Source organism: Mesorhizobium sp. WSM4810 (assembly GCF_055811235.1).
The window spans coordinates 15,815-42,793 of sequence record NZ_JBVVQV010000032.1; the positions used below are offsets into that span (position 1 = coordinate 15,815).

At 62.9% G+C, this 26,979-nt stretch carries 26 protein-coding genes; 17 read left to right on the forward strand and 9 right to left on the reverse strand.

The window, feature by feature from the left end:
* Nucleotides 1–109: 109 nt before the first annotated feature.
* Together AC0L3O_RS30500 and AC0L3O_RS30505 are read right to left on the reverse strand one after the other, a co-directional pair.
* On the reverse strand, nt 110–1,396 hold the full coding sequence (locus tag AC0L3O_RS30500) for a D-tagatose-bisphosphate aldolase, class II, non-catalytic subunit (protein ID WP_473617453.1): 1,287 nt from the start codon (nt 1,394–1,396) through the stop codon (nt 110–112).
* Nucleotides 1,393–2,337, reverse strand: a complete 945-nt coding sequence (locus AC0L3O_RS30505; protein WP_473617454.1) for a sugar kinase — start codon at nt 2,335–2,337, stop codon at nt 1,393–1,395. The genes AC0L3O_RS30500 and AC0L3O_RS30505 overlap by 4 nt, the downstream gene beginning before the upstream one ends.
* 131 nt (nt 2,338–2,468) lie before the next feature.
* On the opposite strand from AC0L3O_RS30505, the gene AC0L3O_RS30510 reads away from it, so the two are divergent.
* Nucleotides 2,469–3,491 carry a LacI family DNA-binding transcriptional regulator gene (locus tag AC0L3O_RS30510; RefSeq protein ID WP_473617456.1) on the forward strand — a complete coding sequence of 341 codons (1,023 nt, stop codon included), beginning with the start codon at nt 2,469–2,471 and terminating at the stop codon, nt 3,489–3,491.
* Here the strand turns inward: AC0L3O_RS30510 and AC0L3O_RS30515 are convergent.
* The 3 genes from AC0L3O_RS30515 to AC0L3O_RS30525 all read right to left on the reverse strand — a co-directional run bounded on the left by AC0L3O_RS30515 (nt 3,479) and on the right by AC0L3O_RS30525 (nt 6,640).
* Nucleotides 3,479–4,456 carry an alpha/beta hydrolase gene (locus tag AC0L3O_RS30515; RefSeq protein WP_473532535.1) on the reverse strand — a complete coding sequence of 326 codons (978 nt, stop codon included), beginning with the start codon at nt 4,454–4,456 and terminating at the stop codon, nt 3,479–3,481. The genes AC0L3O_RS30510 and AC0L3O_RS30515 overlap by 13 nt on opposite strands.
* Nucleotides 4,457–4,472: 16 nt before the next feature.
* Nucleotides 4,473–5,621 carry a Gfo/Idh/MocA family protein gene (locus AC0L3O_RS30520; RefSeq protein WP_473532536.1) on the reverse strand — a complete coding sequence of 383 codons (1,149 nt, stop codon included), beginning with the start codon at nt 5,619–5,621 and terminating at the stop codon, nt 4,473–4,475.
* A 257-nt stretch (nt 5,622–5,878) separates the two neighbouring features.
* The gene (locus AC0L3O_RS30525; protein ID WP_023797150.1) at nt 5,879–6,640 is read right to left on the reverse strand and encodes a DeoR/GlpR family DNA-binding transcription regulator; all 762 of its coding nucleotides are present in this window, start codon (nt 6,638–6,640) and stop codon (nt 5,879–5,881) included.
* A 157-nt stretch (nt 6,641–6,797) separates the two neighbouring features.
* Here AC0L3O_RS30525 and AC0L3O_RS30530 point away from each other — a divergent pair, with 157 nt between their 5' ends.
* The 12 genes from AC0L3O_RS30530 to AC0L3O_RS30585 all read left to right on the forward strand — a co-directional run bounded on the left by AC0L3O_RS30530 (nt 6,798) and on the right by AC0L3O_RS30585 (nt 18,462).
* Nucleotides 6,798–7,598 (forward strand): beta/alpha barrel domain-containing protein, encoded by an 801-nt coding sequence (locus tag AC0L3O_RS30530; protein WP_023797149.1) that lies wholly within the window; start codon nt 6,798–6,800, stop codon nt 7,596–7,598.
* Between the two features lie 3 nt (nt 7,599–7,601).
* Nucleotides 7,602–8,552 carry a PfkB family carbohydrate kinase gene (locus AC0L3O_RS30535; protein ID WP_023797148.1) on the forward strand — a complete coding sequence of 317 codons (951 nt, stop codon included), beginning with the start codon at nt 7,602–7,604 and terminating at the stop codon, nt 8,550–8,552.
* A 90-nt stretch (nt 8,553–8,642) separates the two neighbouring features.
* Nucleotides 8,643–9,788 (forward strand): ABC transporter ATP-binding protein, encoded by a 1,146-nt coding sequence (locus tag AC0L3O_RS30540; RefSeq protein ID WP_473617457.1) that lies wholly within the window; start codon nt 8,643–8,645, stop codon nt 9,786–9,788.
* A gap of 114 nt (nt 9,789–9,902) precedes the next feature.
* Entirely contained in the window at nt 9,903–11,150 is a 1,248-nt protein-coding gene (locus AC0L3O_RS30545) for an ABC transporter substrate-binding protein (RefSeq protein WP_023797146.1), read from the forward strand.
* 139 nt (nt 11,151–11,289) lie between these two features.
* Nucleotides 11,290–12,186, forward strand: coding sequence for a carbohydrate ABC transporter permease (locus AC0L3O_RS30550; protein WP_027153440.1), 897 nt, complete (start codon nt 11,290–11,292; stop codon nt 12,184–12,186).
* A 5-nt stretch (nt 12,187–12,191) separates the two neighbouring features.
* Nucleotides 12,192–13,034, forward strand: coding sequence for a carbohydrate ABC transporter permease (locus AC0L3O_RS30555; RefSeq protein ID WP_128168764.1), 843 nt, complete (start codon nt 12,192–12,194; stop codon nt 13,032–13,034).
* A gap of 190 nt (nt 13,035–13,224) precedes the next feature.
* Entirely contained in the window at nt 13,225–14,040 is an 816-nt protein-coding gene (locus AC0L3O_RS30560) for a sugar phosphate isomerase/epimerase family protein (RefSeq protein ID WP_128168765.1), read from the forward strand.
* A 10-nt stretch (nt 14,041–14,050) separates the two neighbouring features.
* The gene (locus AC0L3O_RS30565; RefSeq protein ID WP_473617459.1) at nt 14,051–15,127 is read left to right on the forward strand and encodes a Gfo/Idh/MocA family protein; all 1,077 of its coding nucleotides are present in this window, start codon (nt 14,051–14,053) and stop codon (nt 15,125–15,127) included.
* Nucleotides 15,127–15,945 (forward strand): sugar phosphate isomerase/epimerase family protein, encoded by an 819-nt coding sequence (locus AC0L3O_RS30570; protein ID WP_473617460.1) that lies wholly within the window; start codon nt 15,127–15,129, stop codon nt 15,943–15,945. The genes AC0L3O_RS30565 and AC0L3O_RS30570 overlap by 1 nt, the downstream gene beginning before the upstream one ends.
* Nucleotides 15,945–16,778 (forward strand): alpha/beta fold hydrolase, encoded by an 834-nt coding sequence (locus tag AC0L3O_RS30575; protein ID WP_473617461.1) that lies wholly within the window; start codon nt 15,945–15,947, stop codon nt 16,776–16,778. Before AC0L3O_RS30570 ends, AC0L3O_RS30575 begins: the two co-directional genes overlap by 1 nt.
* Entirely contained in the window at nt 16,775–17,497 is a 723-nt protein-coding gene (locus AC0L3O_RS30580) for a ribulose-phosphate 3-epimerase (protein ID WP_128246044.1), read from the forward strand. The genes AC0L3O_RS30575 and AC0L3O_RS30580 overlap by 4 nt, the downstream gene beginning before the upstream one ends.
* The gene (locus tag AC0L3O_RS30585) at nt 17,497–18,462 is read left to right on the forward strand and encodes an ROK family protein (RefSeq protein WP_473617463.1); all 966 of its coding nucleotides are present in this window, start codon (nt 17,497–17,499) and stop codon (nt 18,460–18,462) included. The genes AC0L3O_RS30580 and AC0L3O_RS30585 overlap by 1 nt, the downstream gene beginning before the upstream one ends.
* Before the next feature lie 135 nt (nt 18,463–18,597).
* Here AC0L3O_RS30585 and AC0L3O_RS30590 read toward each other — a convergent pair whose 3' ends face one another.
* Together AC0L3O_RS30590 and AC0L3O_RS30595 are read right to left on the reverse strand one after the other, a co-directional pair.
* Complete coding sequence (locus tag AC0L3O_RS30590; RefSeq protein WP_306454928.1) at nt 18,598–18,813, reverse strand: hypothetical protein; 216 nt, start codon at nt 18,811–18,813, stop codon at nt 18,598–18,600.
* A gap of 196 nt (nt 18,814–19,009) precedes the next feature.
* Nucleotides 19,010–19,546 carry a TetR/AcrR family transcriptional regulator gene (locus tag AC0L3O_RS30595; RefSeq protein ID WP_473617464.1) on the reverse strand — a complete coding sequence of 179 codons (537 nt, stop codon included), beginning with the start codon at nt 19,544–19,546 and terminating at the stop codon, nt 19,010–19,012.
* Nucleotides 19,547–19,697: 151 nt separating this feature from the next.
* On the opposite strand from AC0L3O_RS30595, the gene AC0L3O_RS30600 reads away from it, so the two are divergent.
* Together AC0L3O_RS30600 and AC0L3O_RS30605 are read left to right on the forward strand one after the other, a co-directional pair.
* Complete coding sequence (locus tag AC0L3O_RS30600) at nt 19,698–20,963, forward strand: efflux RND transporter periplasmic adaptor subunit (RefSeq protein WP_441338799.1); 1,266 nt, start codon at nt 19,698–19,700, stop codon at nt 20,961–20,963.
* Nucleotides 20,960–24,043, forward strand: coding sequence for an efflux RND transporter permease subunit (locus AC0L3O_RS30605; protein WP_473617465.1), 3,084 nt, complete (start codon nt 20,960–20,962; stop codon nt 24,041–24,043). The genes AC0L3O_RS30600 and AC0L3O_RS30605 overlap by 4 nt, the downstream gene beginning before the upstream one ends.
* Nucleotides 24,044–24,110: 67 nt before the next feature.
* Here AC0L3O_RS30605 and AC0L3O_RS30610 read toward each other — a convergent pair whose 3' ends face one another.
* Nucleotides 24,111–24,596, reverse strand: coding sequence for a L,D-transpeptidase (locus AC0L3O_RS30610; protein WP_236369066.1), 486 nt, complete (start codon nt 24,594–24,596; stop codon nt 24,111–24,113).
* A 663-nt stretch (nt 24,597–25,259) separates the two neighbouring features.
* Here AC0L3O_RS30610 and AC0L3O_RS30615 point away from each other — a divergent pair.
* A complete protein-coding gene (locus AC0L3O_RS30615) occupies nt 25,260–25,427 on the forward strand; it encodes a hypothetical protein (protein ID WP_023797130.1) in 168 nt (55 codons plus the stop codon).
* Between the two features lie 39 nt (nt 25,428–25,466).
* On the opposite strand, the gene AC0L3O_RS30620 is transcribed toward AC0L3O_RS30615, so the two are convergent.
* Complete coding sequence (locus tag AC0L3O_RS30620; RefSeq protein WP_473536173.1) at nt 25,467–26,153, reverse strand: winged helix-turn-helix domain-containing protein; 687 nt, start codon at nt 26,151–26,153, stop codon at nt 25,467–25,469.
* Nucleotides 26,154–26,199: 46 nt separating this feature from the next.
* On the opposite strand from AC0L3O_RS30620, the gene AC0L3O_RS30625 reads away from it, so the two are divergent.
* Nucleotides 26,200–26,979, forward strand: a complete 780-nt coding sequence (locus AC0L3O_RS30625) for a response regulator (RefSeq protein WP_473536237.1) — start codon at nt 26,200–26,202, stop codon at nt 26,977–26,979.

Below are 26,979 nucleotides of genomic sequence, written 5' to 3' on the forward strand. Positions count from 1 at the left end.
TAACATGTTAGTTGTAAATTCCGGCGACCACCTTTTCGAAACGGCGTCGACATCGGACGAATATATGAGGCGGATTTGGGCGGCTGCCGTCTTTCTGGCAGCGCAATCCCTACTGTCCCGTCGCGTCCGCGTAGATATCGAGGACACGGGTGATGCTGCCGATCAGAATTTCGTGAGCGAGGGGCTTGACCCGGCGTACGGCAACCTCGGCGCCGAGTTGCCCCAGATACTGGCTGATCAGCGGCCGGGGTATATCCTTCTCGCCCAATACGTCCAGCAGCGTCCGTGTTGCGCGCTGCGCCTCCGGCGTCGGCCAATAATAGCGAATGCGGTCGCTGAACGAGAAATGCCGCTGCATGCGCTGCTCGTCCGGCGTGCCCGGATAGTATTGCTGCCAATTGTCCGGCGACGCCAGCATGATGCGTTCCATCGCGGCAGGCAGGCTTTCGCGCGAAAAGTCCGGCGCCAGGATGTCGGCGATATGGCTGAGCCCATACAGCGCTTCGCGAAGCGCGAAGGTCAGCCAGGGGCCGACCTTGAGGATGGCAAAACCGTCGCGAACGAGAGCATTGAGCGCTTCGGCCGGCTGGTAGTCGGTCGAATGCGCCTCAAAAACCAATTGCGGCATACGGTCGAGCACAGCCACCAGTTCAGTCGCCTTGGCCGGTGCATAGGGCACGATCTCGGTGTTGCCGAACTCGACGCCGGGCTGGACGACGACACCGACCGCACGGCCAAAAGCGGCTTCGAGGCCGACGCGGGAAAACGCTCGGGCGTGGATTTCTACGGTGCGCAAGGCATCCCCGGGCGCCGTCACATGCAGGTGGTCCAGCGCCTCCAGCGCCCCGCCCGGCACCGGCACTTCGGTGCCGACGACGTAGACCGGTTTTTCGCCGCCTGCCCGCTCGACCGCCGCCTCGGCGATTTCAGCAAGTTCGGCCGCACGCGCGGCGATCGTTTCATCAGCAAGCACGGCTGGATCGTCGGCGCAGGCCATGCTCGTATCCAGATGCATCTTGGTGAAGCCGGCGCTCGCATAGGCATCGATCATCGCCGCAGCCTTCTTCATCGCGGCGGCGGCAGCCATGTGCTTCCAGGGATTCGGCCCGAGATGATCGCCGCCGAGGATCAGGCGATCGACGGGGAAGCCGACTTTGTGCGCTTGCGCCTCGACGAAGCTGCGGAACCCCGCAGGTGTCATCCCGGTGTAGCCGCCGTCGTGGTTGACCTGGTTGCAGGTGGCCTCGATCAGCACATCCGCGCGCCGCGCCGCACCATGGCGCAGGGCAGCCTCGATGACCAGCGGATGCGCCGAGCAGACCGAGGCGATGCCGCTTCTCTCGCCTGCGGCGCGCCGGGCCGCAATGTTCGCAAACCTTCGCGTCGCGCCACTCACTGCGTGTTCCCCGTGGCGATGAAGGCCTCGACCGCTTCAAGCGGGAAAATGCCTTCCATCGGCCCCTTGCGGGTGACGGCAAGCGCACCGCAGGCATTGGCGATCCGCAGCGCGTCGGCAGGAGCCGCCCCGCGCAGCCAGAACGAGACGAAAGCAGCACCGAAGCAGTCGCCCGCGCCGGTCGGATCGACCTCGTCGACGGCAAAGCCTGACGAGGCGACCGCACCGTTATGATCATGATAGACGGCGCCGGCGGCGCCCTTCTTCAGGACGATGCAGGACAGGCCGCGGGCCAGCAGTTCGTCGACTTCGCCCTTCTCGTCCCTGGCGGATGAAAACAGGAAGAGCTCCTCGCCGCTCGGCAGGAAGATGTCGGTTCGCGCCAGCACTTGGTCGAGTGCTTCGCGCATGCCGGATGCCTGCACTATCTCGCGGCGGATGTTCGGATCGAAGGACACGGTTCCACCTCTGGCCTTGACCGTCTCGATCGCCGATAGCGCCACCGCGATGGCGCGGTCGGAAAACAGCGACGAGCCCATGACATGAACATGATCGGCACCGGCGAGCAGCTTTGTCGCCGCCGCGTTTGTCTCGATCAGGCCGGCGGCGCTGTTGCGGATGTTGAAGACGAAATGCCGGCTGGCGTCGGCCCGGTAGGTGACGAAGGCCGTGCCCGTCGCATGGCCCGTGTGAACCGCGATCGCCGACACGTCGGCGCCCAGTGCCCGCAGCCGATCGATGTTCAGCCTGCCGAAATCGTCGTCGCCGACGGCGCCGATGAGACCGGCCGGCTGGCCGAGCGCCGCCGCCTGGCCGATGAAGATCGCGGGCGCGCCTGACGGGTAGGGTCCAAGCAGCGGACCAGGCTCGAGAAAGCTCTGGCCGATCCGCTCGGCCATGATCTCGACCAGAATCTCGCCGGCACCGACCAGCTTCTTCATCTCGCGGAATCCCTCAAATTCGCCCTACTGCAAGTGAATACGGCTTGTGCTTTTTCGCGTCAATTAATAAATTTACGCATGGAAACTATACAATTTTACTGTAAAGTTTCGCCTTGCATTCGAGGGCTTTGATGTCGATGACGCACAAGACGATGGAGGATTTTGCTCGCTCTTGCGGCGTCTCCAGGCCGACACTGTCGAAATATTTCGACGATCCGACCAGCGTCAAGCCGGCGACACGTCAGCGGATCGAAGTGGCGCTGCGCTCGTCCGACTACCAGCCCAATCTGTTTGCACGCAACCTCAACCGCAAGCGGACCCGCAGCATCGGCATTGTCGTGCCGACGCTCGCCGATCCCTTCTATTCGGAAATGGTCAGCCGCATCGAACTCAGCCTGCGCGACGAAGGCTACTGGCCGATCGTGATCTCCTCGCACGGCTCGCGCGAGCTCGAAGTGGAAGCGACGCGAACCATTCTTTCGCTAAAAGTTTCCGGCGCGCTGATCGCGCCGCTCGGCCTGCGCTCCGACGAGCGCACGCTGGAGAAGCTGACACAGACCATACCGATCGTCTATTTCGACACTTATCTCGAGGGCGACACGCCGTTCGTCGGCAACAACAACAGCCAGAGCGTCTCGACCATCGTCGATTATCTCTGCCGCTCCGGTGACGCCCCGGTCTATTTCGACATCCCGCACGTCAACCACAATTCGCGCGAGCGCCTGAACAGCTATGTCGGCGCCATGCAGCGGCTCGGGCATGAGCCGGTGCTCATCGGCACCCCTTATGACTACACTTGGGATTTCGAACGGATCGGCTACCAGCAGATGGAAGCGATGCTCGCGCGTGGCGGTCTGCCGGGCAAGACCATTCTGTGCGCCAACGACCGTCTCGCCTTCGGCGTGATGGCAGCCGCCTACTCGCAAGGCCGCAAGGTCGGCCGCAAGGGCGATTGCGACCTGCGGGTCGCAGCCCATGACGACCATCCGCTGAGCCGCTACACCTGCCCTGCCCTCACCACCATGGCGCAGGACTTCGCTTCGATGGCCGGACGCAGCGTCGAGACGCTGCTGGCCTTGCTGGATGAGGACGACGCGACAGTTGCACGCAAGGTCAGTCTCGACGCGACGCTGGTCATGCGTCAGTCGGCCTGAGCGTTTCCAAACACAGGATCGAAGCCGCGCCATGCGGCAACTGCCGCGCCGACCGCTTGCCGCGCCGCCGGACCATGGCGGCCCATCGAAACGAAGCCGTGGATCTGGCCGGGCCAGCGCCGCAGGACGACGGGCACCTCGTCATCTTCCAGACGCTTCGCATAGGCCTCGGCTTCGTCGGCAAGGATATCATGGCCGGCGATAGCGACAAAAGCCGGCGCTGCGCCGGCAAGGCTTGCGGCCTTGAGCGGCGACACGCGCCAGTCATCAATATCGCCAGCATGGTTGATATAGTGGTCGCGGAACCAGGCCATGGTCGCCAAAGTCAGGCCATAACCGTCGGCAAAGCGGCGATAGCTGTCCGCCGCCTGCGAGGCGTCCGTGTTCGGATAGAACAGCAGCTGCGCCCCCGGCGGCTTCTTGTCGCCGCGCGCAAGCAGGCAAAGGACGGTAGCGAGATTGCCGCCGGCGCTGTCGCCGGCGACAGCGATCCGTTCGGCGTCAATGCCGAGATCGCCCGCGCCGTCCTGCATGAAGGAAAGTACGGCGCGGCAATCTTCGATGGCCGCCGGAAATTTGTGTTCCGGCGCCAGCCGGTAGTCGGGAGAGACGACGACGCAGGCCGCCATATTCGCAAGCCAGCGGCAGATCTCGTCATGCGACTCGAGATTGCCGATCACCCAGCCGCCGCCATGCAGATAGAGCAGCGCCGGGGCAGCGGCTCCGACCGCGCCCTGTCCGCGATAGATTCTGAGCGTCAACGGGCCGCCGGGTCCGGTGATGGTGCGCTCGGTCAATGAGCCGACCGGCTCGCGCTCGCCCTGGAGTGCCGGAACGCCCTCCTCATAGGCGCGGCGCGCCTCTTCAGGCGTGCCGGCTTCGAATGGCGGGGCGGCCGCCTGCCGGTCAAGGTCGAGCACATGCCGGGCCTCCGGATCGAGCAAGGGTGAAAGCAATGTCGTCATCGTAAGCCCTCCGATATCAGGCGAGCAGGCTCGCCGCTTCGGCGTCCTGGAAGCGCGGCGGCTGATCGACCGTTGCGTTGACGGCAACGGACTCGCGGCTCTCACCCGAAGCGAGGATCGCCTCCATGATTTCCAGCACATGAAGCGCAAGGTCGCCGGACGCCCGCGGCTTTCTTCCTGTTGTCAGCGCGCGCGAAAGATCGGCAACGCCGAGCATGCGGTAATTCGCGCGGTCGGGCGCGGCGAAGGGCCAATTGCGCGCGCCATAGAATTCGCTCTCACTGTGGAAGTCGGCCCAGTCGGCCCCTCGTTCCGACAGCGAGACGGTGCCGCCGAACGTATCCGGATCGGGCAGCCTGAGCGAGCCTTCCGTCCCATGCAGCTCGATCGGGTGGTTGGAGTGCCTGAAGACATCCCACGAGGCGCCGAAGGTGACGGTGGCGCCTGAGCGGAACTCCAGCAGCGACAGGATGTTGGTCGGTGTGCCGACCTTGAAGCTGGTGTTCCGGTAGGGGCCTTCGGCGGTGATCAGCCGCTCCTCCTGGCCCCGCGTCGCCATCGCCATCACGCGGGCCACCGGCCCGAGCAAATTGACCAGCATCGTCAGGTAGTAGGGACCCATGTCGAAGACCGGTCCGCCGCCGGGCTGATAATAGAATTGCGGATTGGGATGCCAGTGCTCCATGCCGCGCCCCATCATGAAAGCGGTGCCGGTCACCGGCCGGCCGATCGCACCCTCGTCCATGAGGCGGCGTGCCCGCCGTCCGGCGGCGCCAAGGAAGGTGTCCGGGGCCGAGCCCAGCAGCAGCCCGCGCTCCGCCGCCTCGGCGACAAGCCGCCTGCCGTCCTTGGCCGAGGTCGCCAGCGGCTTTTCGGTGAAGACGTGCTTGCCCGCCGTAAGCGCTGAAAGCGAAACGTCGAAATGCGCGACCGGGATGGTCAGGTTGAGGACGAGGTCGATCTCCGGGTCGGCCAGAAGCGCATCGACGCTGACCGCCCGGATGCCGTATTCGCTGGCGCGCAGGGCCGCCAAATCGGGCGATATGTCGGCGCAGGCGCGTAGCTCGACCTCGCCGAACAGGGCCGCATTGCGCAAATAGGTCATCGAGATATTGCCGCACCCGACAACGCCGATGCCGAGCTTAGCTCCTGATTTTCCTGGCATTTTCCACTCTACCTCCCGACGTCGCAACGCTCTGGTTGAATTATTGCACCAGCAACGGATCACATTCGAAAGCCGCTTTACAGCATTTTAAATGTTGACGCGCGTAAAATTATTATAGAACATGCGAAAATGATGGCGCAACATTGGAGGCGCCAGCCTTGAGGAGGAGAACATGACTGACGGCCAACAGCCGATGCGAATCCCGTGGGTCATGCGCGCATTGGATCTTTCCGTCGCGGTCAGGGACAGAGTTGGGTTCAGGCATAGATCACCTTGGCCCCGGTCATCTCAAGCTGGCTGCGTATTGGACCGGGCAGGCCATCGTCGGTGATCACCACATCGACGGCCGACAGCGAAAATGCCTTGGAGGTCCCGCTGACGCCCCATTTGCTCGAATCGGCGAGGAGGACAACGCGCCGGGCCATGCGAACGAGGTTTCGCTTCGTTCGCGCCATGTCTTCGTTCACGTCGACCACATCCAGTGACGAGTCTATCGCATGCGCTCCAACAAAGACCTGATGCGCTACCAAGCCGCCGAGAGCCGTATCGGCATCGGTGATCAGCGTGCTCACCGTGTCGGGATAGACCCGGCCGCCGATCATATGAACGTCGAGCCCGGGACGATGCATAAGATGCTGCACGATATTCATGGCCGTGGCCGCGACCACGACATTGCTGAGCGGCGGTAACTGCATGGCAACCTGCATCAATGTCGAGCCGCCGTCGAAGATGACCGATTGGTTGTCCTCGAACAGGTCTAGCGCCGCCCGGGCGATGCGCTTCTTTGCGTCGAGGTTCGTTTGCATCCGCCGGGCGAACGCGGCCGTAGTCGAATCGGTGGTCCGGGTCACCGCCCCTCCACGGGTCTTGGTCAGTAGTCCCTTGCGGTCAAGTATCTCGAGGTCGGAACGCACCGTGACCTCCGACACGCCAAACCCGTCTGACAGGTCCTTCGTGCGCACCTGTCCGCTGCGCTGCACCTCACCCAGGATCGATTGGCGTCTCTGCTCCGACAACATTGCCCTGCCCTTCCCTGCGCCAAGCAACCGCTCTGGCCTCGGCTCAGCTTACCAAAAATATGCAAATTCGAAAGCTTTCGAAAGATTGTATTTCTTGTTTCTTTCGGAAACACTGGGTCCAGGATTTTGAAATCAAACGATTGGGGAATTTTGACTCATGAGCCTAGGAACCAAGGTGCGTCTTGCGCGCCTCTTCTCGCATCCATCGGGGAAACTTTTTGGCGGCGCGGTCGACCACTTCGTCGGCTATGGCGACGTGCGCAAAGGCGGCCTTGCCGACCTGCCGGGTGCGCTCGCACGCGTCATGGTGGGCAAACCCGACTACGTCAGCATCCAGCCTGGCACCGCGCGCCATCTGTGGCCGCAATATGCGGGCAAAGCTTCCCTGGTGATTCAGGCGGGCTGCTTCACTCCGGACGATCGCATCAGCGAGTTGATCGCAACGCCCGAGGATGCGGTGCGCGCGGGGGCCGATGCGTTGGCCGTGGCCATTCCGGTACGCGGCGCGACCGAGGGCAAATACATACGCTGGCTGACCGATTCGGTAAATGCAGCGGCCCGCTACGGCATGCCTGTGGTGGCGCATATCTACCCTCGCGATTTCACCGACGGAGCAAAAATCGTCTTCACCCCCGACGAGATCGCCTATGCGGCGCGCATCGGCTACGAGTCCGGCGTCGACGTGATCAAGATCGGCTACACGGGCGATTTCGAGTCGTTCCGAGAGACCGTCCGGACCTGCCCGGTGCCGGTTGTGATCGCGGGCGGTCCAAAGACCGATACGCTGCTCGGCGCGCTTCAGCAGACGGCGGACGCCATCCGTGCCGGCGCACGCGGCGCCGTGGTAGGCCGCAATCTTTGGGGGCATGGCGATCCGGAGAAGGCAGCGCTTGCCTTTCGGGGCGTCATCCATGACGGCCTTTCGGCGCAAGACGCCCTGGCGAAGGCGGGTGCCTGAACGATGCCCACCGTCCCCGCGATCCTCGGCTTCGGCGCTATTGCGATTGACGACATCGTCTACGTCGATCAGCCGTTGTCGGCGGGCAAGGGGAAGGTTCTGCAAAGTGCCCGCGCTTTCGGGGGAAATGTTGCGACGGCGCTGGCCGCCGTCGTGCGACTCGGCGGAACCGCCGGGTTCGCCGGATGGCTGGGCAGTGCCGCGGACGACGCCGTGCTGCGCGATCTCGTTGCGAGCGGTGTTGAAACCGCATTCGCGCCGCGCCACCCCGACGCGCGCCCGGTGCGCTCGCGGATCACCGTCGGCTCGGACGGGGAACGGTTCATCGCGTATGACGACGATGCGATGCTGGGCACCGCTCCGGATTTTCCGGACGATATCCTCAGCCGCGCGACCGTCCTGATCGTCGATAGCTACGCGATCCGGTCCCTGGATGTCGTGGCTCGGGCTCGCGATCTCGGCCTTGCGATCCTCGGCGATATCGAATGGAGCAGCGGCCCAGCCACGGAGCGGCTGATCGCGCTCTGCGACCATCTCATTCTTCCACTCGGCTTTGCGCGGACTGCCACGGGGTGCCGATCGCCCGCCGAGATGCTCGATGCATTGTGGTTGCCGTCGCGGTCCGCAGTGGTTCTGACCGACGGTGGCAGGGGCGTGTACTATCGCGGGCGTGAAGAGACAGGTCTCTGGCACCTGCCACCGCACAGGATTGTGGTCGTCGACTCGACCGGTGCGGGTGACTGCTTTCATGGCGCCTATGCCCATGCGTTGACGCGCGGAGCCGGCACCGCAGGCCGGGTGGCATTCGCGGCCGCGGCGGCAGCCCTTTCGATAACGGGCCGTGGCGGGCGCGAGGCGCTTCCGACCGACGACCAGGTTACGGAACTCCTGGCATCGACGAACGCGCCGTCAGCAGTCGAACTGAAAAAAACGCATGTCAATACTGGAACATAGCTAGAAACTATACGATGAAATATTTCGCAGGTGAACATGCTCCGAGGAGGGTTATAAAAATCAGCGGCTTATACTTGCGGAGGGAGGAATATGGCAGAAGTCATTCTTGAGAATATCTGCAAAACCTACGGTAACAATTTTCGCGCAATCGACCAATTGAACCTATCGGTCGAGGACGGCGAGTTCTTGATTCTCGTCGGGCCGTCCGGCTGCGGCAAATCCACCGCGTTGCGAATGATCGCGGGATTGGAGGACATCACCAGCGGCAGCCTTCGGATCGGCGGAGTCGACGTCGTCGACATGCCGCCCAAGGACCGCGACATCGCGATGGTCTTCCAAAGCTACGCGCTCTACCCGCATATGACGGTGTTCGAAAACATCGCCTTTTCGATGCGGCTGGCAGGCAAGCCGAAGGCCCAGCGCAAGAAGCGCGTGGACGAGATCGCCAAAACCCTTCAGCTGACGTCTTTGCTGGACAGCAAACCCGCGAACCTTTCAGGCGGACAGCGTCAACGGGTTGCCATGGGCCGCGCCATGGTGCGCGAGCCGGCCGCCTTTCTCATGGACGAACCCCTTTCCAATCTGGACGCGAAACTGCGCGTGCAAATGCGCGCCGAAATCACCAGTCTGCAAAAGCAGCTCGGCGTAACGACCATATACGTGACCCACGATCAAATCGAAGCGATGACGATGGGGGACAGGGTCGCGGTGTTGAAAGGCGGCGTGCTGCAGCAGGTCGATACACCCAAGAGGCTCTATGAATCGCCGGTGAACGCCTTCGTTGCCGGCTTCATCGGCTCTCCTTCGATGAACCTTTTCGAGGCGACCCTGACGGGCGACGAACTGATGTCCGGCACCTTCGCCATCCGGCTGCAGGAGGCAGCCTTCGTGCGCAGGCCGGGTTTGAGGTCGTTTGCGGGACGCAAGGTCGTGTTCGGCATACGACCGGAGGATCTTTATGACAGCAGCCTCGAATCCGGTCGCAAGTATCAGACGATACCGGCCAAGGTGACCTCGATCGAAGAACTCGGATCCGAACATATTGTCCATCTGAACATCGACGCGGTCCGGGTGGACTCCGGCGATCCGGACGCGGTGGACGATTTTGGCCTGGCATCGAACGCGGTGGCGAGATTCGAGCCGATCAGCGCCGTCCACTCCGGCTCGGAAATCCGGTTGGCCCTGGATGATGCCAAGTTCCATTTCTTCGATCCCGAGACGCATCTGGCGATCTGAATATCTGCGGCAGACCGCAGGGGAGAGCGAGGCGCCTGCGAAACGCAAGAAGGCTTCTGAGTAGAGCAGACGATCGTCCGCATTGTGCGGTCGATCTTAAAGAAGGAGGAGAAAATGATGTTTCGGATACAACCCGCGATGCTGAAAATAGCCGCGGCCGCATGGTTGCTTGGCGCAACCGGCGCCATGGCGGACACGACGCTGGAATTCACCCAATGGTGGGAGCCCGAATTGCCGGCCGGCTCGCTCAGGGCAATCATGAATGACTTCGAAGCTGCAAACCCCGGAATCAAGGTGACGCTGGTCAGCGGCCCCTATGCGACCACGCGAGACCAGATCTCGGTTGGTGCTGCAACTGGAACGCTTAGCGACGTCGTCGGTCTCGACGGCGCCTGGGTGAACAATCTGAACGCGCAGAATGCGCTGGCCGACATGAACCCGATGATGGATGCGAGCGAGTTCGACCAGACCCAGGTCGCGGATATCATCAAGGTGGACGGCAAGGCGGTGATGTTTCCCGTGGCTTCGTTCGTCTATCCGGTCTTCGTGAACATGGATCTCGCCGCCCAGGCAGGCGTGACCAAGCTGCCGTCGACCCGCGCGGAGTTTCTCGAAGCCGCCAAGAAGATGACCCATGCCGACAAGAACCAGTATGGCTGGGTGCTGCCCTTGTCGCTGCAAACGCCGTCCGGTGTCCAGAACGACCTGATGTCGTGGGTCTGGGCCTCGGGTCAATCGATGATGGCTGACGGCAAGCCGGCTCTCGAGGGCAAGCCGGTCGTCGATATGCTCACCTTCGTCAAATCGCTGAACGACGCCGGCGTCATTTCGCCCGGCATTGCCACCAAGACCGAGCAGGAAAAGGTCGAGGAATTCGTGAACGATCGGGTCGGAATGATGATCGACTCGCTCGCGCATGTGAACCTCATTCGCAAACGCAATCCCAAGCTGAACTTCGACCTCATCCCCGTCCCAGTCGTGGAGAATTACAACGGCAAGCGCGGCCTTCCCTACGCCTCCTGGGGCATCGGCATCTCTGCGGCCTCAAAACATCAGGAGGAAGCCTGGAAGCTCGTCCAATATCTGATGAGTGAAAAGGTGAACGCCAAGCTCGTGACGCTTGCAAACGCCTTCCCGGGCAACGTCAATGCCAAGCCCGATTTCGTGACCTCGGACAAGGCTTTCGCCAAGGCTTTCGAAATCTTCAAGACCGGCTATCTCGCCAACGAGTTCACGGGTCTGCCGGTGGCTGAAGACCTGATGACCCAGTTCGACGTGGAAGCCCAGAAGATGCTCGCCGGCGAGCAGTCTCCGGAAGAAGCCGCAGCCAACGCTCAAAAGGGTTGGATGGCGAAATTCTGAGCGACCTGTTCCCCGTTGCTATCTTCCACCGGGTAGCCTGACTTAGGGCAGGCCACCCGTCAACAACGGATCGGCAATTTGAGATGGACCTCTTTCCGAAGCGCACCTTCCTCTTGAAGGCACATCCCAAGGGTGGCACATGACTCGGCAGAAGCGCTCCCACCATCGACTGAAACGAGCGGTCGCACCCTATCTGTATCTGTCACCCTCGCTCCTCATCATCGGCCTTCTGATGCTACTGCCGATGGTGACGGTGATTGGCTATTCGTTCCAGAACAGCGCGGTGCTGCGTCGCGACCCATCCTTTGCCGGACTGAAACACTACCACGCGATCTTTGCCGATCCGGTGTTCTGGGCCTCGCTGTGGCACACGCTCTACTTCACCTGCATGAGTGTCATCTTCCATATGACCATCGGCATGGTCTTCGCACTCATGCTGAACAGCGACCGCATCAATCCGACGCTGCGCAACATTCTGCGCGTGCTCTACATACTGCCTTGGCTGTTCACCGCGGTGATTATCGCCGTGATCTGGCGCCTCCTGCTCGAGCCGAACGGTGTCGTGAACAGCGTTCTCATGCAGATGGGCATCATCGGTTCCAAGGTCGAGTGGTTTTCCTCGACGGCGACCGCGCTGCACGCCGTCACCTTCGCCAATATCTGGGCGGGCTACCCGCTTTTCATGGTCAGCTTGCTCGCAGGCTTGCAGGGCATTCCCAAGGATTTCTACGAGGCCGCCGATATCGACGGGGCGAAGGCCTACCAGAAGCTGATCTTCATCACCATCCCGCAGCTGATGCCGATCATCATCAGCATCTCGCTGCTCGACTTCATCTGGACCATGCAGGTCTTTCCATTGATCTGGATAACGACGGGCGGCGGTCCGATCTACTCGACCGAGGTCCTCAGCACCTACACGTACAAGCTGGCGTTTTCGAGCTACAACCTGTCGCAGGCGTCGGCGAGCGCCGTGGTCATCCTGCTGATCTCTCTCGGCCTGACGCTGTTCTACATCCGCTATCAAAAGGCTCGGTAGTCACCATGAGGAAAAGGCACACACCGAAAGACAGACTGATCACCGTCGCGCTCCATGTCGCGCTTGCCGCAGGGCTCTTTTTCGCGGCCTTCCCGATCTACTGGATGCTGAGCAGCTCGTTCAAGTCGAATACCGAAATCTTTGCCCTGCCACCAACCGTCCTGCCGAAGGCCTTCACGCTGGAAGCGTATGCGGCCATCCTTGGCGACCCGGTAAAGCTGCGCTTCTTCTTCAACAGCTACTTCGTGGCCGGAGCGGTGACCGTGCTGACGGTCCTGATCGCCTTGCTGGCGGCTTATGGGTTCAGCCGTTTCAATTTCCGCGGAAAGGGCAGCCTCAACACACTCATAATCAGCACGCAGACGATTCCGCCGATCACGCTTTTGATCCCCTTCTTCGGGCTTGTCGTCTCGTTTGGCATCTTCGACACCTACGTCGCACTGATCCTGACTTACCTGGTGTTTACGCTGCCCTACGCGATCCTGCTGATGACGGGATATCTGAACACCTTGCCCCGCGATCTCGATGAAGCGGTGGCTGTCGACGGCGGCACCAGCTGGACCGCACTCTGGCGGGTGATCGTCCCGATTTCACTGCCTGGTATCGTGGCGACGTCGGTCTACACCTTCCTGTTGTGCTGGAACGAATTTCTCTTTGCGCTGACGCTGACGAAGTCAACGTCCATGCGCACCGTCCCGATCGGCATCCAACTTTTGATGGGGCAGCACGCCTTCGAATGGAACCAGATGATGGCGATGAGCGTGCTGGGCTCGCTACCGCTCTTGCTCATCTACCTCGTTGCCCAGAGGTTCTTCCTCGCCGGCATGACCGCGGGCTCGGTCAAGTAGGATGTCCCTCCCACGGAGAACCGATGGGGAAGGCCGCGCGTCGAAATCGATGGATTGGACCTTCTCTGCTGGCAGGCGATATCGCCGCGGCCTCGGGCGTCTTCATAGCGCCGCTGAATCGTGCTCGTGCTGTTCATCCAGCGCCACATCAACAAAGGGCTGACGCAGTGCGGCATCAAGGAATGAAAGCATGAAAGACCTGAAAGTCGGTTGCCAGACCTTCACCTGGGAAATGCTCGGAGAGCGTTTTACCGGTGGTCCCGACGATCTGCTTAAGGTGATCGCCGATGGCGGCTATGCCGGCATCGAGATCACCGACACGATGATCGGCCGCTATGCCGACAGGCCGGCGGAATTCGCCACGGCGCTGAGATCGGCCGGCCTCACCCTTGTTTCTTTCGCCTTCGGCTCGAAGAGCGGCTTTACGCTGAAGGAGAGCATCGGCGCCGACCTCGAGACAGCGAAACGCTGGATCGATTTTGCCGCTGTCTTTCCAGGCGCGCTGGTCTCGATGGGCTCGGCCACCGTCGTGTCCGACGGCCCGCGCGACGACAAGTTCCCTATTGCTGCCGAGTTCTACAACAAGGCCGGCGAATTTGGACGCAAGGCGGGCGTCGAAATCGCTGTCCATCCCAGCTCCCACCACAACACGCTGCTGTTCGACCGTGCCGACTACGACTGGATCTTCGCACTGATCGATCCCGCGCTTGTCGGCTGGGTGCCCGACACCGGACACATCTTGCGCGGCCATCAAGACATGATCGATACGCTTACCACCTACCGCGACCGCATCCGCTACGTGCATCTGAAAGACGTCGACGCCAGCGGCACCTGGGCTATGCTCGGCAAGGGCGTCTGCGACACCCAAGCGGTGATCGATATCGCCAGCGCCGCACCTCGTTTCAACGGCTGGCTGGTGCTGGAAGAGGAATCCGAGACCGCCGCCGGCGATCCGGCCGCCGCGGTCAAGACCAACCGCCAGACGATGCGCGGCTACGGCGCGTGAGGAAGAGACCATGATCCGGAAGCAAGACCGTCGCCTTCGTGTCGGCGTGCTCGGCTGCGGGCCGATCGCGCAATTCGCGCATCTCGAATCCTGCGTGAAGGCCGGCAACGCAGATCTCTATGCGATCTGCGATGCCGCCCCCGATCTTCTGGCGCGCATGGCCGCGACCTATGAACCCGAAAAAGTCTATGGCGATTACGATGAGATGCTGGCCGACCCGCAACTGGAAGCGGTGATCGTGGCGACCTCCGACGCCTATCACGTGCCGATGTCGATCAAGGCGCTCAAGGCCGGCAAGCACGTGCTGTGTGAAAAGCCAATCGGCGTCTCGGTCGAGGAAGGCGAGATGCTCGCCAATGCGGTCCGGCGCTCCGGCACGGTGCTGCAGGTCGGCCATATGAAGCGCTTCGACCCGGCACTGGAAGCGGCGCGCGATTTCGTCCGCGATGAGATCGGCGAGATCCTGGCGCTAAAAGCCTGGTATTGCGATTCCACGCACCGCTACACCAACACCGACGCGGTCCAGCCGTTGCCGGTCACCAGCAAGCTGGCGCGCAAGCCGGGCGGCAATCCGAAGGCTGATCTCAGACAGTATTTCATGCTCGCGCACGGCTCGCACCTCGTCGACACCGCGCGCTTCCTGTGCGGCGAGATCGTTGCCGTGCGCGCCCGCCTCAACCAACGTTTCGGCGCCTATTGCTGGTTCGTCGAAACCGAGTTCGCCAATGGCGCGCTTGGCCATCTCGACCTCACCGTGGCTGTCCGCATGGACTGGCACGAGGGTTTTCAGCTCTATGGCGAACACGGCTCGGTGATCGCGAAGACCTTCAATCCCTGGTATTTCCGGGCGAGTGAGGTCGATATCTTTCACGAGAAGGATGCAACGTCGCGAAGGCCGCTCGGCGCCGACGGGCATTTCTTCAGGCGCCAGCTCGAAGGCCTCGCCGAGACAATCCTTGACGGCAAGCCGATGCGCGGCGCCAACGTCGAGGACGGACTTGCCTCGATCCGCGCCATGGTGGCGATCGCCCGTTCGGTCGAAACCGGTGATCGCGTCGAGATCGCTTCCGTAACGGGAGCGGTCTGATGCAGATCGGGGTGTTCGCCAAGACCTTCCCCGGCAGCGAGCCGGCTGGCGTGCTGGCAGCGGTCCGCGACGCGGGATTTGCCGTCACCCAGTTCAACCTTGCCTGCGCCGGGCTGCCGTCGATGCCGGATGCGGTGCAAAAAGACGCCATTGATGCCATCGCGGCCGCATCGAATGCTTGCGGTGTCGTCCTTGCAGCGCTCTCGGGAACCTACAACATGGCCCATCCCGCCAAAGCTGTGCGCGACGACGGCCTGCGTCGGCTTGGCGTGGTCATCAAGACCGCGGCAGACCTTTCCGTTCCGCTGGTCACCTTGTGCACGGGAACGCGCAACGCGGACGATCAGTGGGCATATCATCGCGACAATACCGAGCCCTCGGCATGGGACGACATGGCGAGCGAGATGGAAAAGGCGTTGCAGCTCGCGGAGCGCCACGGCGTCGATCTCGGCATCGAGCCCGAACAGGCCAACATCGTCACCTCGGCGTCGGACGCGATGCGCCTCATCGCCGAGATGGGGTCGACACGGCTGCGCATCGTGCTCGATCCGGCCAACCTGTTCGAGCAGGCGAGCTCGGCCGAAGCACGCGCCATCGTCGCCGCCGCCGTCGAACGCACTGCGGGCCACGTCGCCATGGCGCATGCCAAGGACCGTTTCGCTGACGGCCGCTTCACGACGGCCGGCCGGGGTGTCGTCGACTTTGCGGATTTCGTCGCCAGGCTGAAAGCATCGGGCTTTGACGGGGCGCTGGTCACGCATGGCCTCTCGGCCGAAGAGGCCCCCGGCGTTGCCCGCTTCCTCAAAGGGCTGGTGTGATGGCGCGCCTGGCCACGCTGCTTCGCGATGACGCCAAGCTTCGGATTTCCGATAGTGGCGACGGCATTGCGGTCATCTTTCAGCATGGGCTGGGCGGGGGCGACGCGCAGGTCGCCCAGGCCTTCCCTTCCGGGCCGGGCTTGCGGCGCATCACGCTGGAATGCCGCGGGCACGGCGCGTCCGGACTGGGCAGCCGCCGGCCGTTTTCCCTGGAGATGTTCGCGGACGATGTTGTTGCCGCCGCCGATCAGGCCGGCCTCGATCGTTTCGTCGCCGGCGGCATTTCCATGGGCGCGGCGATCGCCATGCGCCTGGCCTGCCGTCATCCGGACCGCGTCGCGGGTCTTCTCCTGGTGCGGCCGGCCTGGATTTTCGACGACGCGCCGGTGAACCTGCGGCCGATCGCCGAGGTTGCCAGGCTTATCCTGGACCACGGCCCCGACAAGGCGAGGGCGATCTTCGCGCAATCGGAAACCGCCGCGCGCCTGCAGCGCGACGCGCCCGACAACCTTGCCTCGCTGTTCGGGTATCTCGACCGGCCGGACGCCGCGCCGTTCGCGCAGGTCCTCGCCGACATTGCCGCCGACGGCCCGGGAGTTTCAGCGAGTGACGCCGCTGCCCTTGGCATCCCCACGCTCGTCATCGGCAATGCCATGGATGCGGTGCATCCGCTCTCGGCCGCCCATATGCTCGCCGCAGCCATTCCCGGCGCGACCTTTGCCGAAATCCATCCCAAGGCGCTCGACAGCGTCAGGCATTTCGCCGAGCTGCAGGCTGAGATCACGACCTTCCTTCAGACCTACTCGAACTTCCGGAGCCTCGTTCCGTCATGACGACCAAATTCCTGTCCGGCCCCGCTGCCATCGCCGCCCTGCCGCGCAACCGGCTGCTCGGCGAGTTTTCGCTGTGGTCGGCCGACCTTGCCAATATGGAGCGCGACCTGAAGCGCATAGAACATCATGTTGACCTACACCACATCGATGTCGCGGACGCCCGCTTCACTCCCGGCTTCCTGTTCTTCCCGGATCTGGTAGCGCGGATCGCCGGGCTGACGGCAAAACCGATCCATGTGCACCTGATGGTCGAAGCCGAGATCGTCGAGGAGCAGACGCGTCAGTTCATCGAGGCGGGCGCCGACCTGGTCAGTGTCCACGCCGAAAACGGCGAAGCCGGCCTGCGCGCCGTGCGGCTGGCGCATGCGCTCGGCGCCGAGGCCGGCGTGGTGCTCAGGCTGGAAACGCCGGTGGCCGCGGTCACGCCTTTTCTGTCGCAAGTGGCGTTTGTGACGCTTCTCGGCACATCCATCGGCGTCAAGGGCCAGAGCCTTTCCGAGCAGGCCTGCCCACGTTTGATCGAAGCGCGCGCACTGATGAGAAAAGCCGGTCGCGAAACCGACATCATCCTGGCTGCCGACGGCGGCATCCGCCACGAGACGGTGCCCCGCCTGCGCGCCTCTGGCGCCGAGACGGTGGTGCTCGGATCGCTGGCGTTCGGCGACCCCGACCTCGCGCAGCGCATTCGCTGGCTGCATGGGCTGAAGGTCGCCGTCTGATGACAAGACTGGCCCTCGCCTTCGATGTCGGCGGAACGGAGCTGCGCGGCGCGCTGGTCGAGAGCGACGGCGGCGTTGTCGCGCAGGTCTCGGCGCCGACGATGGCGATCGCGGGATCGGATGCGGTGATCGGCCAGATCATCGCACTGGCCGGGGCTCTTCTGAGACAGCGCCCACAGGCGGATGTCGCCGGGATCGGCATCGGCGCGCCGGGACCGCTCGATCCCAAGGCCGGTATCGTGATCGCGCCGCCGACGCTGGCCGGCTGGCACGACGTGCCGTTGATCGACATTCTTGGCAAGCATTTCGGCCTGCCGGTGCGGCTGGAAAACGACGCTAACGCGGCCGCCCTTGGCGAATGGCGCTTCGGCGCCGGCCGAGGCAGCGACTGCCTGGTGTTCGTCACCGTGTCGACCGGCATCGGCGGCGGGGTCGTCGCCGACGGCCACATCTATCACGGCCGGCGCGGGCTTGCCGCCGAGATCGGCCACATGACCATCACCGGCGAGGGCGACCGCTGCTTCTGCGGCGCCGTCGGCTGTTTCGAGGCGGTCGCCTCCGGTACCGCGCTCGGGCGGCGTGCCACGGCGCTGACCGCGCCGGGCGACGGCTCCCTGCTTAGGCGCCTTTCGGCTGACGGCGACGTTTCGGCCAGGCAGGTCGTCGAAGCCGCACGTGCCGGCGATATCAGCGCGCTCGAATTGATCGAGGCGGAGGCGAAGTGGCTCGGCATCGGCTTCACCAACCTGCTTCACCTCTATTCGCCGGACCTGATCGTCATGGGCGGCGGCCTCGCCAATGGCTTCGACCTGTTGGCTCCAACCATCAGGGCGACCGTCGAGCAGCGGGCGATGCCGGCCTACAGGGATGTACCGATCGTGCCGGCGCAGCTTGGCGACCGCGCAGGACTGATCGGCGCGGCCAGCCTGATCCTGTGGGAAGGCGAACCGGGCGTATCTACTTGACCAGTGGCCGAATGCGCCATGGTGCAAAACCCTTGAGATGCCGGCAGGACAGAGGGGGCCGCCAAGGATCGCTGCAGTCTTCATTCTGCGCCGCTGCATCGCCCGACTGAGCTTGGCGGGCGCGCAGCCTGCCGCCTACTTCCCGCAATGGTGATCGTTGATCTTGTTCAAGGCATTCGCGTCGGGTCCGACCCTGTGGTAGGAGCAGGCTCCTGCGGCTGTCGTGAACAACTGCCGATCATAGTAGCGCGGGCCGCCGAACAGAATGTCGATGATGTTGCCTTCGGCGGGGACGTAGCGATCACGGTCAGGCCGATCATCGCGATCTCCAGCCAAGGCCGCGACAGACATGCTGCACCCGATTGCGAAAACGAGAGCGCGGATCGCAAAACGTTTTGTTGTCATCGGGGAATGCCTTTCTGGCCGTTCGGCTTCTCACCATACATCCAAAATCGCCAGCCGGACAAAAGTTCCCTCACCCTGGCCGGACCAAGCTCAACCATATGACCTGTCACAATAGGTTTATCCTGCGGCACTGCGCGGCAATCTACCCCGCGATCTCCAGCAAGGACGATACCAGCAACCGACGTTCGTCCCGTGAGAGGACGTCCGAATCGAAGAGATTCATGCTGCGAAGTCCTTCGATGGCGAGGTAGCAGACCAACAGCGCCTTGAGGTCCGGCGTCTCTCCCTTGAGCCGCTCGAAAACCTGCCGCCTGAACGCTTTTATCGGCGTCAGGAAATCGGGGTCCTCGGCGATCGCCGAAAATATCCAGGAAGCTGACGGTTTCGATTCCGCGGCATGTTCGGCCGAAAGCTTGATGTAGGTCGCAAGCGGGCTCTCGCCGCTGACGCCGGCAGTGCGGGCGGCGTCCAGCGCCTGCTCGAAGGCGCGCAGATAATCCTCAACCAGCGCCTGCATCAGTTTCGCCTTGGTCGGGAAATTGTACAGCAAGCCGCCTTTCGACACCCCGGCCCGGCTGGCGACGGCGTCCAGCGACAGGCTGCCGGGCCCTGTCTCGCGTGCCACATCAGCGGCGGCGGCGAGAATTTTATCACGCGAATTTGCTCTGCGGGCTTTCATCAATCGTTCCCCCATACATTAGCCTACGCGGAATTGACAAGACCGTCCAGACGGTACAGTAAGGTCGCCGTCATTTGATATCGGGACCAGTCACAGATATGTGTTTGGGTCATCCGACTGTTGTGCCGGGCCATGGCCAAGGGGACTGTTCGTGATCAAGCGTTTTATCATTGCCTTCATTCTGCTCGTGCTGGTCTGCGGCGGCATCGTCGGCTTCAATTTGTTCCGCGACAATGCAATGCAGCAATTCTTCGCCACGATGAAACCGCCGGCCGCGACCGTGTCGACGACAATCGTCAAGCCGACGGAGTGGACGCCGGGCGTCGAGGCGATCGGCACTGTCAGCGCGGTCCGCGGCGTCGACCTGACCGTCGAAACCGCCGGCATCGTCAAGGACATCCTTTTTCACGCCAATCAGAAGGTTGAAGCCAACGCGAGTCTCCTTCAGCTCGACGATGCCGCCGAACGCGCCGATCTCGATGCGACGAAGGCGCAAGCAGCGCTCGACCAGACGGCGTTGACACGCGCCCTTGAATTGCAGAAACGCGATGTCGGCTCGGAATCGACGCTCGATACGGCGCGGGCAGCCGCATTGGCTTCCGCTTCGCGGGTCAACAGGCTGCAGGCGGTGCTCAAGCAGAAGCTGCTGACAGCGCCCTTCGGCGGCACCGTCGGTATCCCCAGGATCGACCTCGGCCAGTATCTCTCACCCGGCACTTCCGTAGCGACCCTGCAGGATCTGGAGACGATGCGGGCCGATTTCTCGGTTCCCGAACAGCAGCTTCCGCTGCTGAAGATCGGCCAGACGGTGCGGCTGGGCATTGGTGACGGCGAGCTGCCGTTCGCCGGCACCATCCGCGGTATCGACCCGAAGATCGATCCGACCAGCCGGCTGGTGACGGTCAGGGCCGAGGTCGCCAACCCCGAAGGCAAGCTGACCCCTGGCCAGTTCGTGCAGGTGCGCGTCGAACTGCCCGAGGAAAACAACGTGCTGACGGTGCCGCAGACCGCGCTGACCTCCAGCCTCTACGGTGACTTCGTCTTTGTGGTGCGTCCAGCGAAGCCAGCGGCAGCCAATGGCGCCGCCCCTGCCGCCGCGGCCAACGCGGAAGAAAAGCCGACCACGGATAGTGCGAAGCCCGCGACTGAAGCGCCCGCGGCAAAACCCGAGGAACAATCGGCTGCTGCGCCGGCCGAACCGACGGCGGAAGAACAGAAGCCGCAGCTCGTGCTTGCCCAGGTGTTCGTCAAGCCAGGCCGCCGTAATGCCGGCCTGGTTGAGATCCTGGATGGCATCGCGCCCGGCGACGAAGTCGTTACCGCCGGCCAGAACCGCCTTTCCAACGGCATGTCCGTTGCCGTCGACAACACCATCGATCCGACCAAGCCGGCAAACCAGCAGGCAGCCCAGAAATGAGCTTCTCCGACATCTTCATTCGCCGTCCGGTCCTTTCGACCGTGCTCGCCTTGATGATCCTGCTTCTGGGTTTCCAGGGCATCTTCAGCCTCTCGATCCGGCAGTATCCGGAGGTCGAAGAAACGGCCATCACGATCACCACAGCCTATCCCGGCGCCAGCGCCGACCTGATCCAGGGGTTCATTTCCGCGCCGATCGCCCGTGCCGTCGCCTCGACCGAAAACATCGATTACGTCACGTCGGCGAGCCGGCCGTCCTCAAGCACCGTGACGGTGCAGATGAAACTCGGGTCCAACCCCGACGTCGCGCTGAACGAAGTCTTGTCGAAGGTACAAAGCGTGCGCGGCGACCTGCCGGACGAGTCCGAAGACCCGGTGATCGTCAAGGGCACCGGCGAGCAGTTCGCGATGATGTATATCTCGATGCAGAATCCGAACATGACGCCGGAACAGCTCACCGAATATATCGAGCGCGTCGTGCGGCCGCGCATGTCGACGGTCGAGGGTGTCGCCGACGTGCAGATTTTCGGGGCCGCCGAATATTCGATGCGCGTCTGGATCGACCCGATCAAACTGGCGGCGCGCGGCGTGACGGCGTCGGACGTGCTGACCGCCATCAACGCATCGAATTTCCTCTCAGCACCCGGCAATACCGAAAACGAGTACGTCGCCTCCTCGATCACCGTCCGCTCGACGCTGCAGACGCCGGAGGCTTTCGCCGCTCTTCCGCTTCGTTCCACAGACGGCAATGTGGTGAGGCTGCGCGACGTGGCGCGCGTCGAGCTCGCCGCGGCGAACACCGACACCAGGGTTACTTTCAACGGCAAGCCCGGCATCTTTCTCGCCATCTTCCCGACGCCGGCCGCCAATCCGCTGACGACAGCGGAGGCGATCCACGAAATCGTGCCGACGATCCAGGAGACGCTGCCGCAAGGCATGACGATCCAGATCGTGTACGATTCGACCGAGCAGATCAGCGCTTCGATCGAGGAGGTGTTCAAGACCATCGGCGAAGCGGTCGCCATCGTCATCGTCGTCATCCTGCTCTTCCTCGGCTCGTTCCGCTCGGTGCTGATGCCGATCGTGACCATTCCGCTGTCGCTGATCGGCGTCTGCTTCCTGTTGTTTACGCTGGGCTATTCGATCAATCTCTTGTCGTTGCTGGCCATGGTGCTGGCGATCGGCCTCGTCGTCGACGATGCCATCGTGGTGGTGGAAAACATCCACCGCCACATGGAGGAAGACGGTTTGTCGCCGATGCAGGCGGCCTTCAACGGCATGCGGGAGATCTCGTCCGCCGTCATCGCCATGACGATAACGCTGGCCGCCGTGTTCGCGCCGCTGGCCTTCACCGGCGGCCTGACCGGCGCACTGTTTCGCGAATTCGCGGTGACGCTTGCCGGCTCAGTGGTGCTTTCGGGCGTCGTCGCCCTCACCGTCACGCCGATGATGTCGGCACGCATCCTGCGGGCCGGCTCGCACAGCCGCTTCCAGCGCATTGTCGACAACACGTTCAGGCGCGTCGAAAACGTCTATGAGCGGCTGGTCAGCGGCTCGCTAAAATATCGTCCGGTGACGCTGATGATCGTCATCGCACTGGTCGCCACTACCGGCTTCATGTTCACCAAGACCGCCGGCGAACTGGCGCCGGAAGAAGACCAGGGCTTCTTGCTGTCTCTTGTGAACGCGCCGCGCTACGCGACGTCGGACTACACCGAGACCTATGTGAACCAGATTCTCGGGCTGATGAATGATATTCCCGAAACCAGGGCGCGGTTCTCCGCCGTCGCCTTTCAGGGCCCGACGAACAGCGCCTTCGTCGGCTTCGCATTCAAGGACTGGGCCGAGCGCGAGCGCAGCTCGAAGGAGCTTCAGGAAGACATCACCGCCCGCCTTACCAAGGTGGCGGGCGTCGAGGCTTTCGTCTTCGCCCCACCGACGCTGCCCGGCTCCGGCGGCGGCCTGCCGGTCACCATGGTGGTGCGCTCGACCGGCGATGCCTCCCAGGTGTTCGAGGCGGCCGAGGACATCAAGAACAAGGCGCAGGCCTCCGGTCGCTTCCTCGCCGTGCAGAATTCGATGTCCTTCGATGCGCCGCAAGTGACGGTGACGATCGACCGCGACCGCGCCGCGGCGCTCAACCTGCCGATCGCCGACATCGGCCGGACGCTGACCCTTTTGGTCGGTGGCGCCGAGGTGGCGCAATTCGACCGCGAGTCCAACAGCTACGACATCATTCCGCAGGTGCCGCAGAACTTCCGCGACAACCCTGAAAAGCTGGCCGAGTATTTCGTCCGCAGCGCGTCGGGCGAGATGGTGCCGCTCTCGGCGGTGGTGAAGATCTCGACCAACGCCTCGCCGGCCGTGATCGAGCAGTTCAACCAGTTGAACTCCGCGACGATTTCCGCTCTGCCATTGCCCACGCTGACCACCGGCGACGGGCTGAGGACCATCGAGGACATCGCCAGAGAAAGCCTGCCCGACACGTTCTTCATCGATTATACCGGCCAGTCGCGACAGGAGAAGGAACAGGGCTACACGATCATCATCGCCTTCGCGGCAGCTGTTCTCGTCATCTATCTGGTGCTGGCGGCGCAGTTCGAAAGCTTCCGCGATCCGTTAATCATCATGATGTCGGTGCCGCTGTCGATCTTCGGCGCAATCGTGCCGCTCAATCTGGGGCTGGGAACGCTCAACATCTACACGCAGGTCGGGCTGATCACGCTGATCGGCCTGATCACCAAACACGGCATTCTTCTGGTCGAATTCGCCAACCAGCAGCGCGAGCTCCACGGGATGCGGCGGCGCGATGCGATCGTCGCCTCGGCCAGGGTGCGGCTAAGACCGATCCTGATGACGACGGCGGCGATGGCGCTCGGCGTGGTGCCGCTGATCATTTCCAGCGGCGCTGGCGCCGCAGCGCGCTATTCGATGGGCCTGGTGATCTTCACCGGCATTCTGGTGGGAACCATGTTCACCCTGTTCGTGGTGCCGATGTTCTACACCTTCATCGCCAGCAAGGACCTGCCGCATCACGCCGAGAAGCCGGACCCGAAGCTGATGCCGGTGCCGGTTGATTGATTGACAAAAAGGCCGGAAACTTCCGGCCTTTTTTCTTGGGCAGTGATGTCCGAATCGCCTTCTTTATCTATTTGACGATGACGATCCTGGTGTTGGTCGGACCGAACATCTCGACAAGCTGGTAGAAGTCGGCGGCGTTGTCCGGATGCAGCCGCACGCAGCCATGCGAAGCCGGCTGGCCGAGGCGCCTGACGAAATTGGTCGCATGCACGGCGTAGCCACCCTTGAAGAAGACCGAATGCGGCATCGGCGCGTTGTCATATTTCCTCGAATACCACATCTGGTGCATGCGGGTCGGCTTGAACGACCCGGTCGGGGTGAGATGCCCCCTACCGCCGGTCGAGACTTTCCACGCGAAGGTCGGCCGGCCGTCGACGAGGACTTCCATCGTCTGCTGCGAAAGCGAAATCCGCGCCACGATCTGATTGGCCGCCCGATTGGCGGCCCGATTGGCAGCATCGGCAACGCCGTTGCCGGCGCCGAACAGAAGAACCGTGCCCGCGGTGACGGCGGCGGCGATGTTGATGAGCTTGGCGGAAATGGCAGTGTACATGATATCCCCCTGTCTGCCGGGTATGGCCCGGCTCCAATTCGATGGCTGGGCTTGTCGTTGGGTCACGTTTCGAATTGATTTCGCACGGCCGACGTTTCTGTTTCGAAACTGTTTCCTCTGGTTAACGGCCGGAGGCCCATCCGAGGCATTTGCGGGGGTGAAACCAAGGACAGGACGGTTTGCCTGGTCGAGCTCGGACCCGCGAAAAGGTACTCTGTCGTCTCTGGGGAAAGTGCGATCTTGCCTCACATGAAAGAAATTTGACTTGGCTCGAAACCAATCGGCAACAAAGCGCGGACTCGAGCGGCATGATCTGGATACAGGCCGCCCGCAGAGTTGACCCAACGCAAACAGCCGGCACAAACGAAGATGAACATGCAGTCTAACGCGATCTCCTGGCTGTTCAGGATAAGCATAGCCGCAGTGTTGATTTGCATGCCGCACTGTTTTCGCCACGGTCTGGATCGTCTCCAGCCTGCGCATAACCGGCTCAAGGCCCTCTGGCGGGTCGGTTTTGGGCTGAAGAAGATGCGCGGCACCTCCGGCAACTTGCAGCCGAGAGGACCGAAGGCCCGCGCCGCAACGGGGGGCTCCGATGGCGGCGCGGGCACTTCGGGGTTTTCCCTGAAGCGAACCTGAAACCAAATTTGGGGGACGAAAACGATGAACACGAAATTTGCAGCTTCGGTACTTTCCGCACTGCTCTACGCACAGGGCCTGCTCGGCTTTGCCGGCCTCGCCACCGTGCTTCTCAGGGATCGTGCCCATGCCAGCGAATTCGTCGCGGCCAGCGAAATGCCGTCAGGTCCGTCGCTTCTCGTGGTGCGCTGAGCGCCTGGGCCTGTGGACAGTACGTTGAGGGCCGCGGCCTCAGTCGGCGAACTGCGTCGGCGGATCGAACCGGTAGCCCGCACCCCGTATGGTGGTGATGGTTTCGGTGTCGAGCTTGCGGCGCAGTCGCACGATGCGCGAATCGATCGAGCGATCGAAGGCATCGGCATTTTCGGCGGGCGCGGCGGCAATGATATCGTCGCGCGTCAAGACCTTGCGCGGACTGGCCAGGAACAATCTGAGCAGCGCCACCTGACCCGGCGACAACTGTTCTTCCGTGCCGGAGCGATGCATGACCATGGCCGACCGGAGGTCGACCGTCGCGTTCTCCAGCACGACCAATTCCCCGGCGTTCCGGCCGCGCCGTGCCAGCAAGCCGCCGATACGGGCGGCGAGTTCCCTGACGTTGAGCGGGCTCTCGACGACGTCGGCGGCGCCGAGCTCGAGCGCCAGCACCTTGTCGACGAGATCGGCCGGCCGGCAGATCAGGATGAAATCCGGCCCGCCCTCGCCGCCATGGCGCTTGAGCAGATCACGCCCTTCCGCCTGGCTGAGGCTGTCGCCGACGACAACGACATCGATGCCGTTTCCGGAAAGCAAGGATTCGGCCTCCCACGGCTGCCGCACTGCGCGAACGTCATGACCGCGCCGTTCGAGATGGTCGGCCAGATCGGTTGCGACCACTTCGGCGACGGAAACAAGCGCGATGATGGATCGTGCAGTCATTTTTTTCTACCCTGCAACCGGCAACCCAAGATGAGTGCTGGACATGATGTTTATACCCAATCTACTTTCCGCTGAAAGTGGGAGCGAGAGCATCGTGCGGGCACGAATTGTCGTCGTCGAGGACGAGCCGGATCTGAGGGACGCGGTTGCCGAGTATCTCGACGCCAGCGGCTACGATGTCGCTACGGCCGAGAGTGCCGGCGCTGCGCGAACCTTGCTGGAAACGCAGTCGTTTCACCTGGCCATCCTCGACATCGCCATGCCGGGCGAGGACGGCCTGTCGCTTGGCCGCTGGATGCGCTCGAAAACGCCGATCGGCATCATCTATGCCACTGCCGCCGGCACCGCGCTCGACCGCATCGTCGGGCTGGAACTCGGCGCCGACGACTACATCGTCAAGCCCTACGAATTGCGCGAGGTGCTGGCGCGGGTCCGCAGCGTGCTGCGCCGCGTGCCGCAGCCGGCCGAGCCGCAGGCCGCCAAGGCCGAAACAACTGCCAACCGCCGTTCCATGAGCTTCGGACCTTTCCATGCCGATCTCGACGGTCGGTTCGTCACCGGCACCAATGGGACGGTCATCGACCTGGCCAAGAGCGAGTTCGACGTGCTGGAGGTCTTCCTGACGCGTGCCAACCGCTTGCTGACGCGTGCGGCGATCTCCGAGGCGATCGGCTTCGCGGAAGATCCTGAATCCTCACGTGCAGTCGATATCCGCATCATGAGGCTGAGGAAGAAGATCGAGGCGGACCCGGCCAATCCGAAATTCCTGCGCACAGTCCGCGGCGAAGGCTATATCTTCTCGCTGCCGACCGGCGAAGGCAACTGA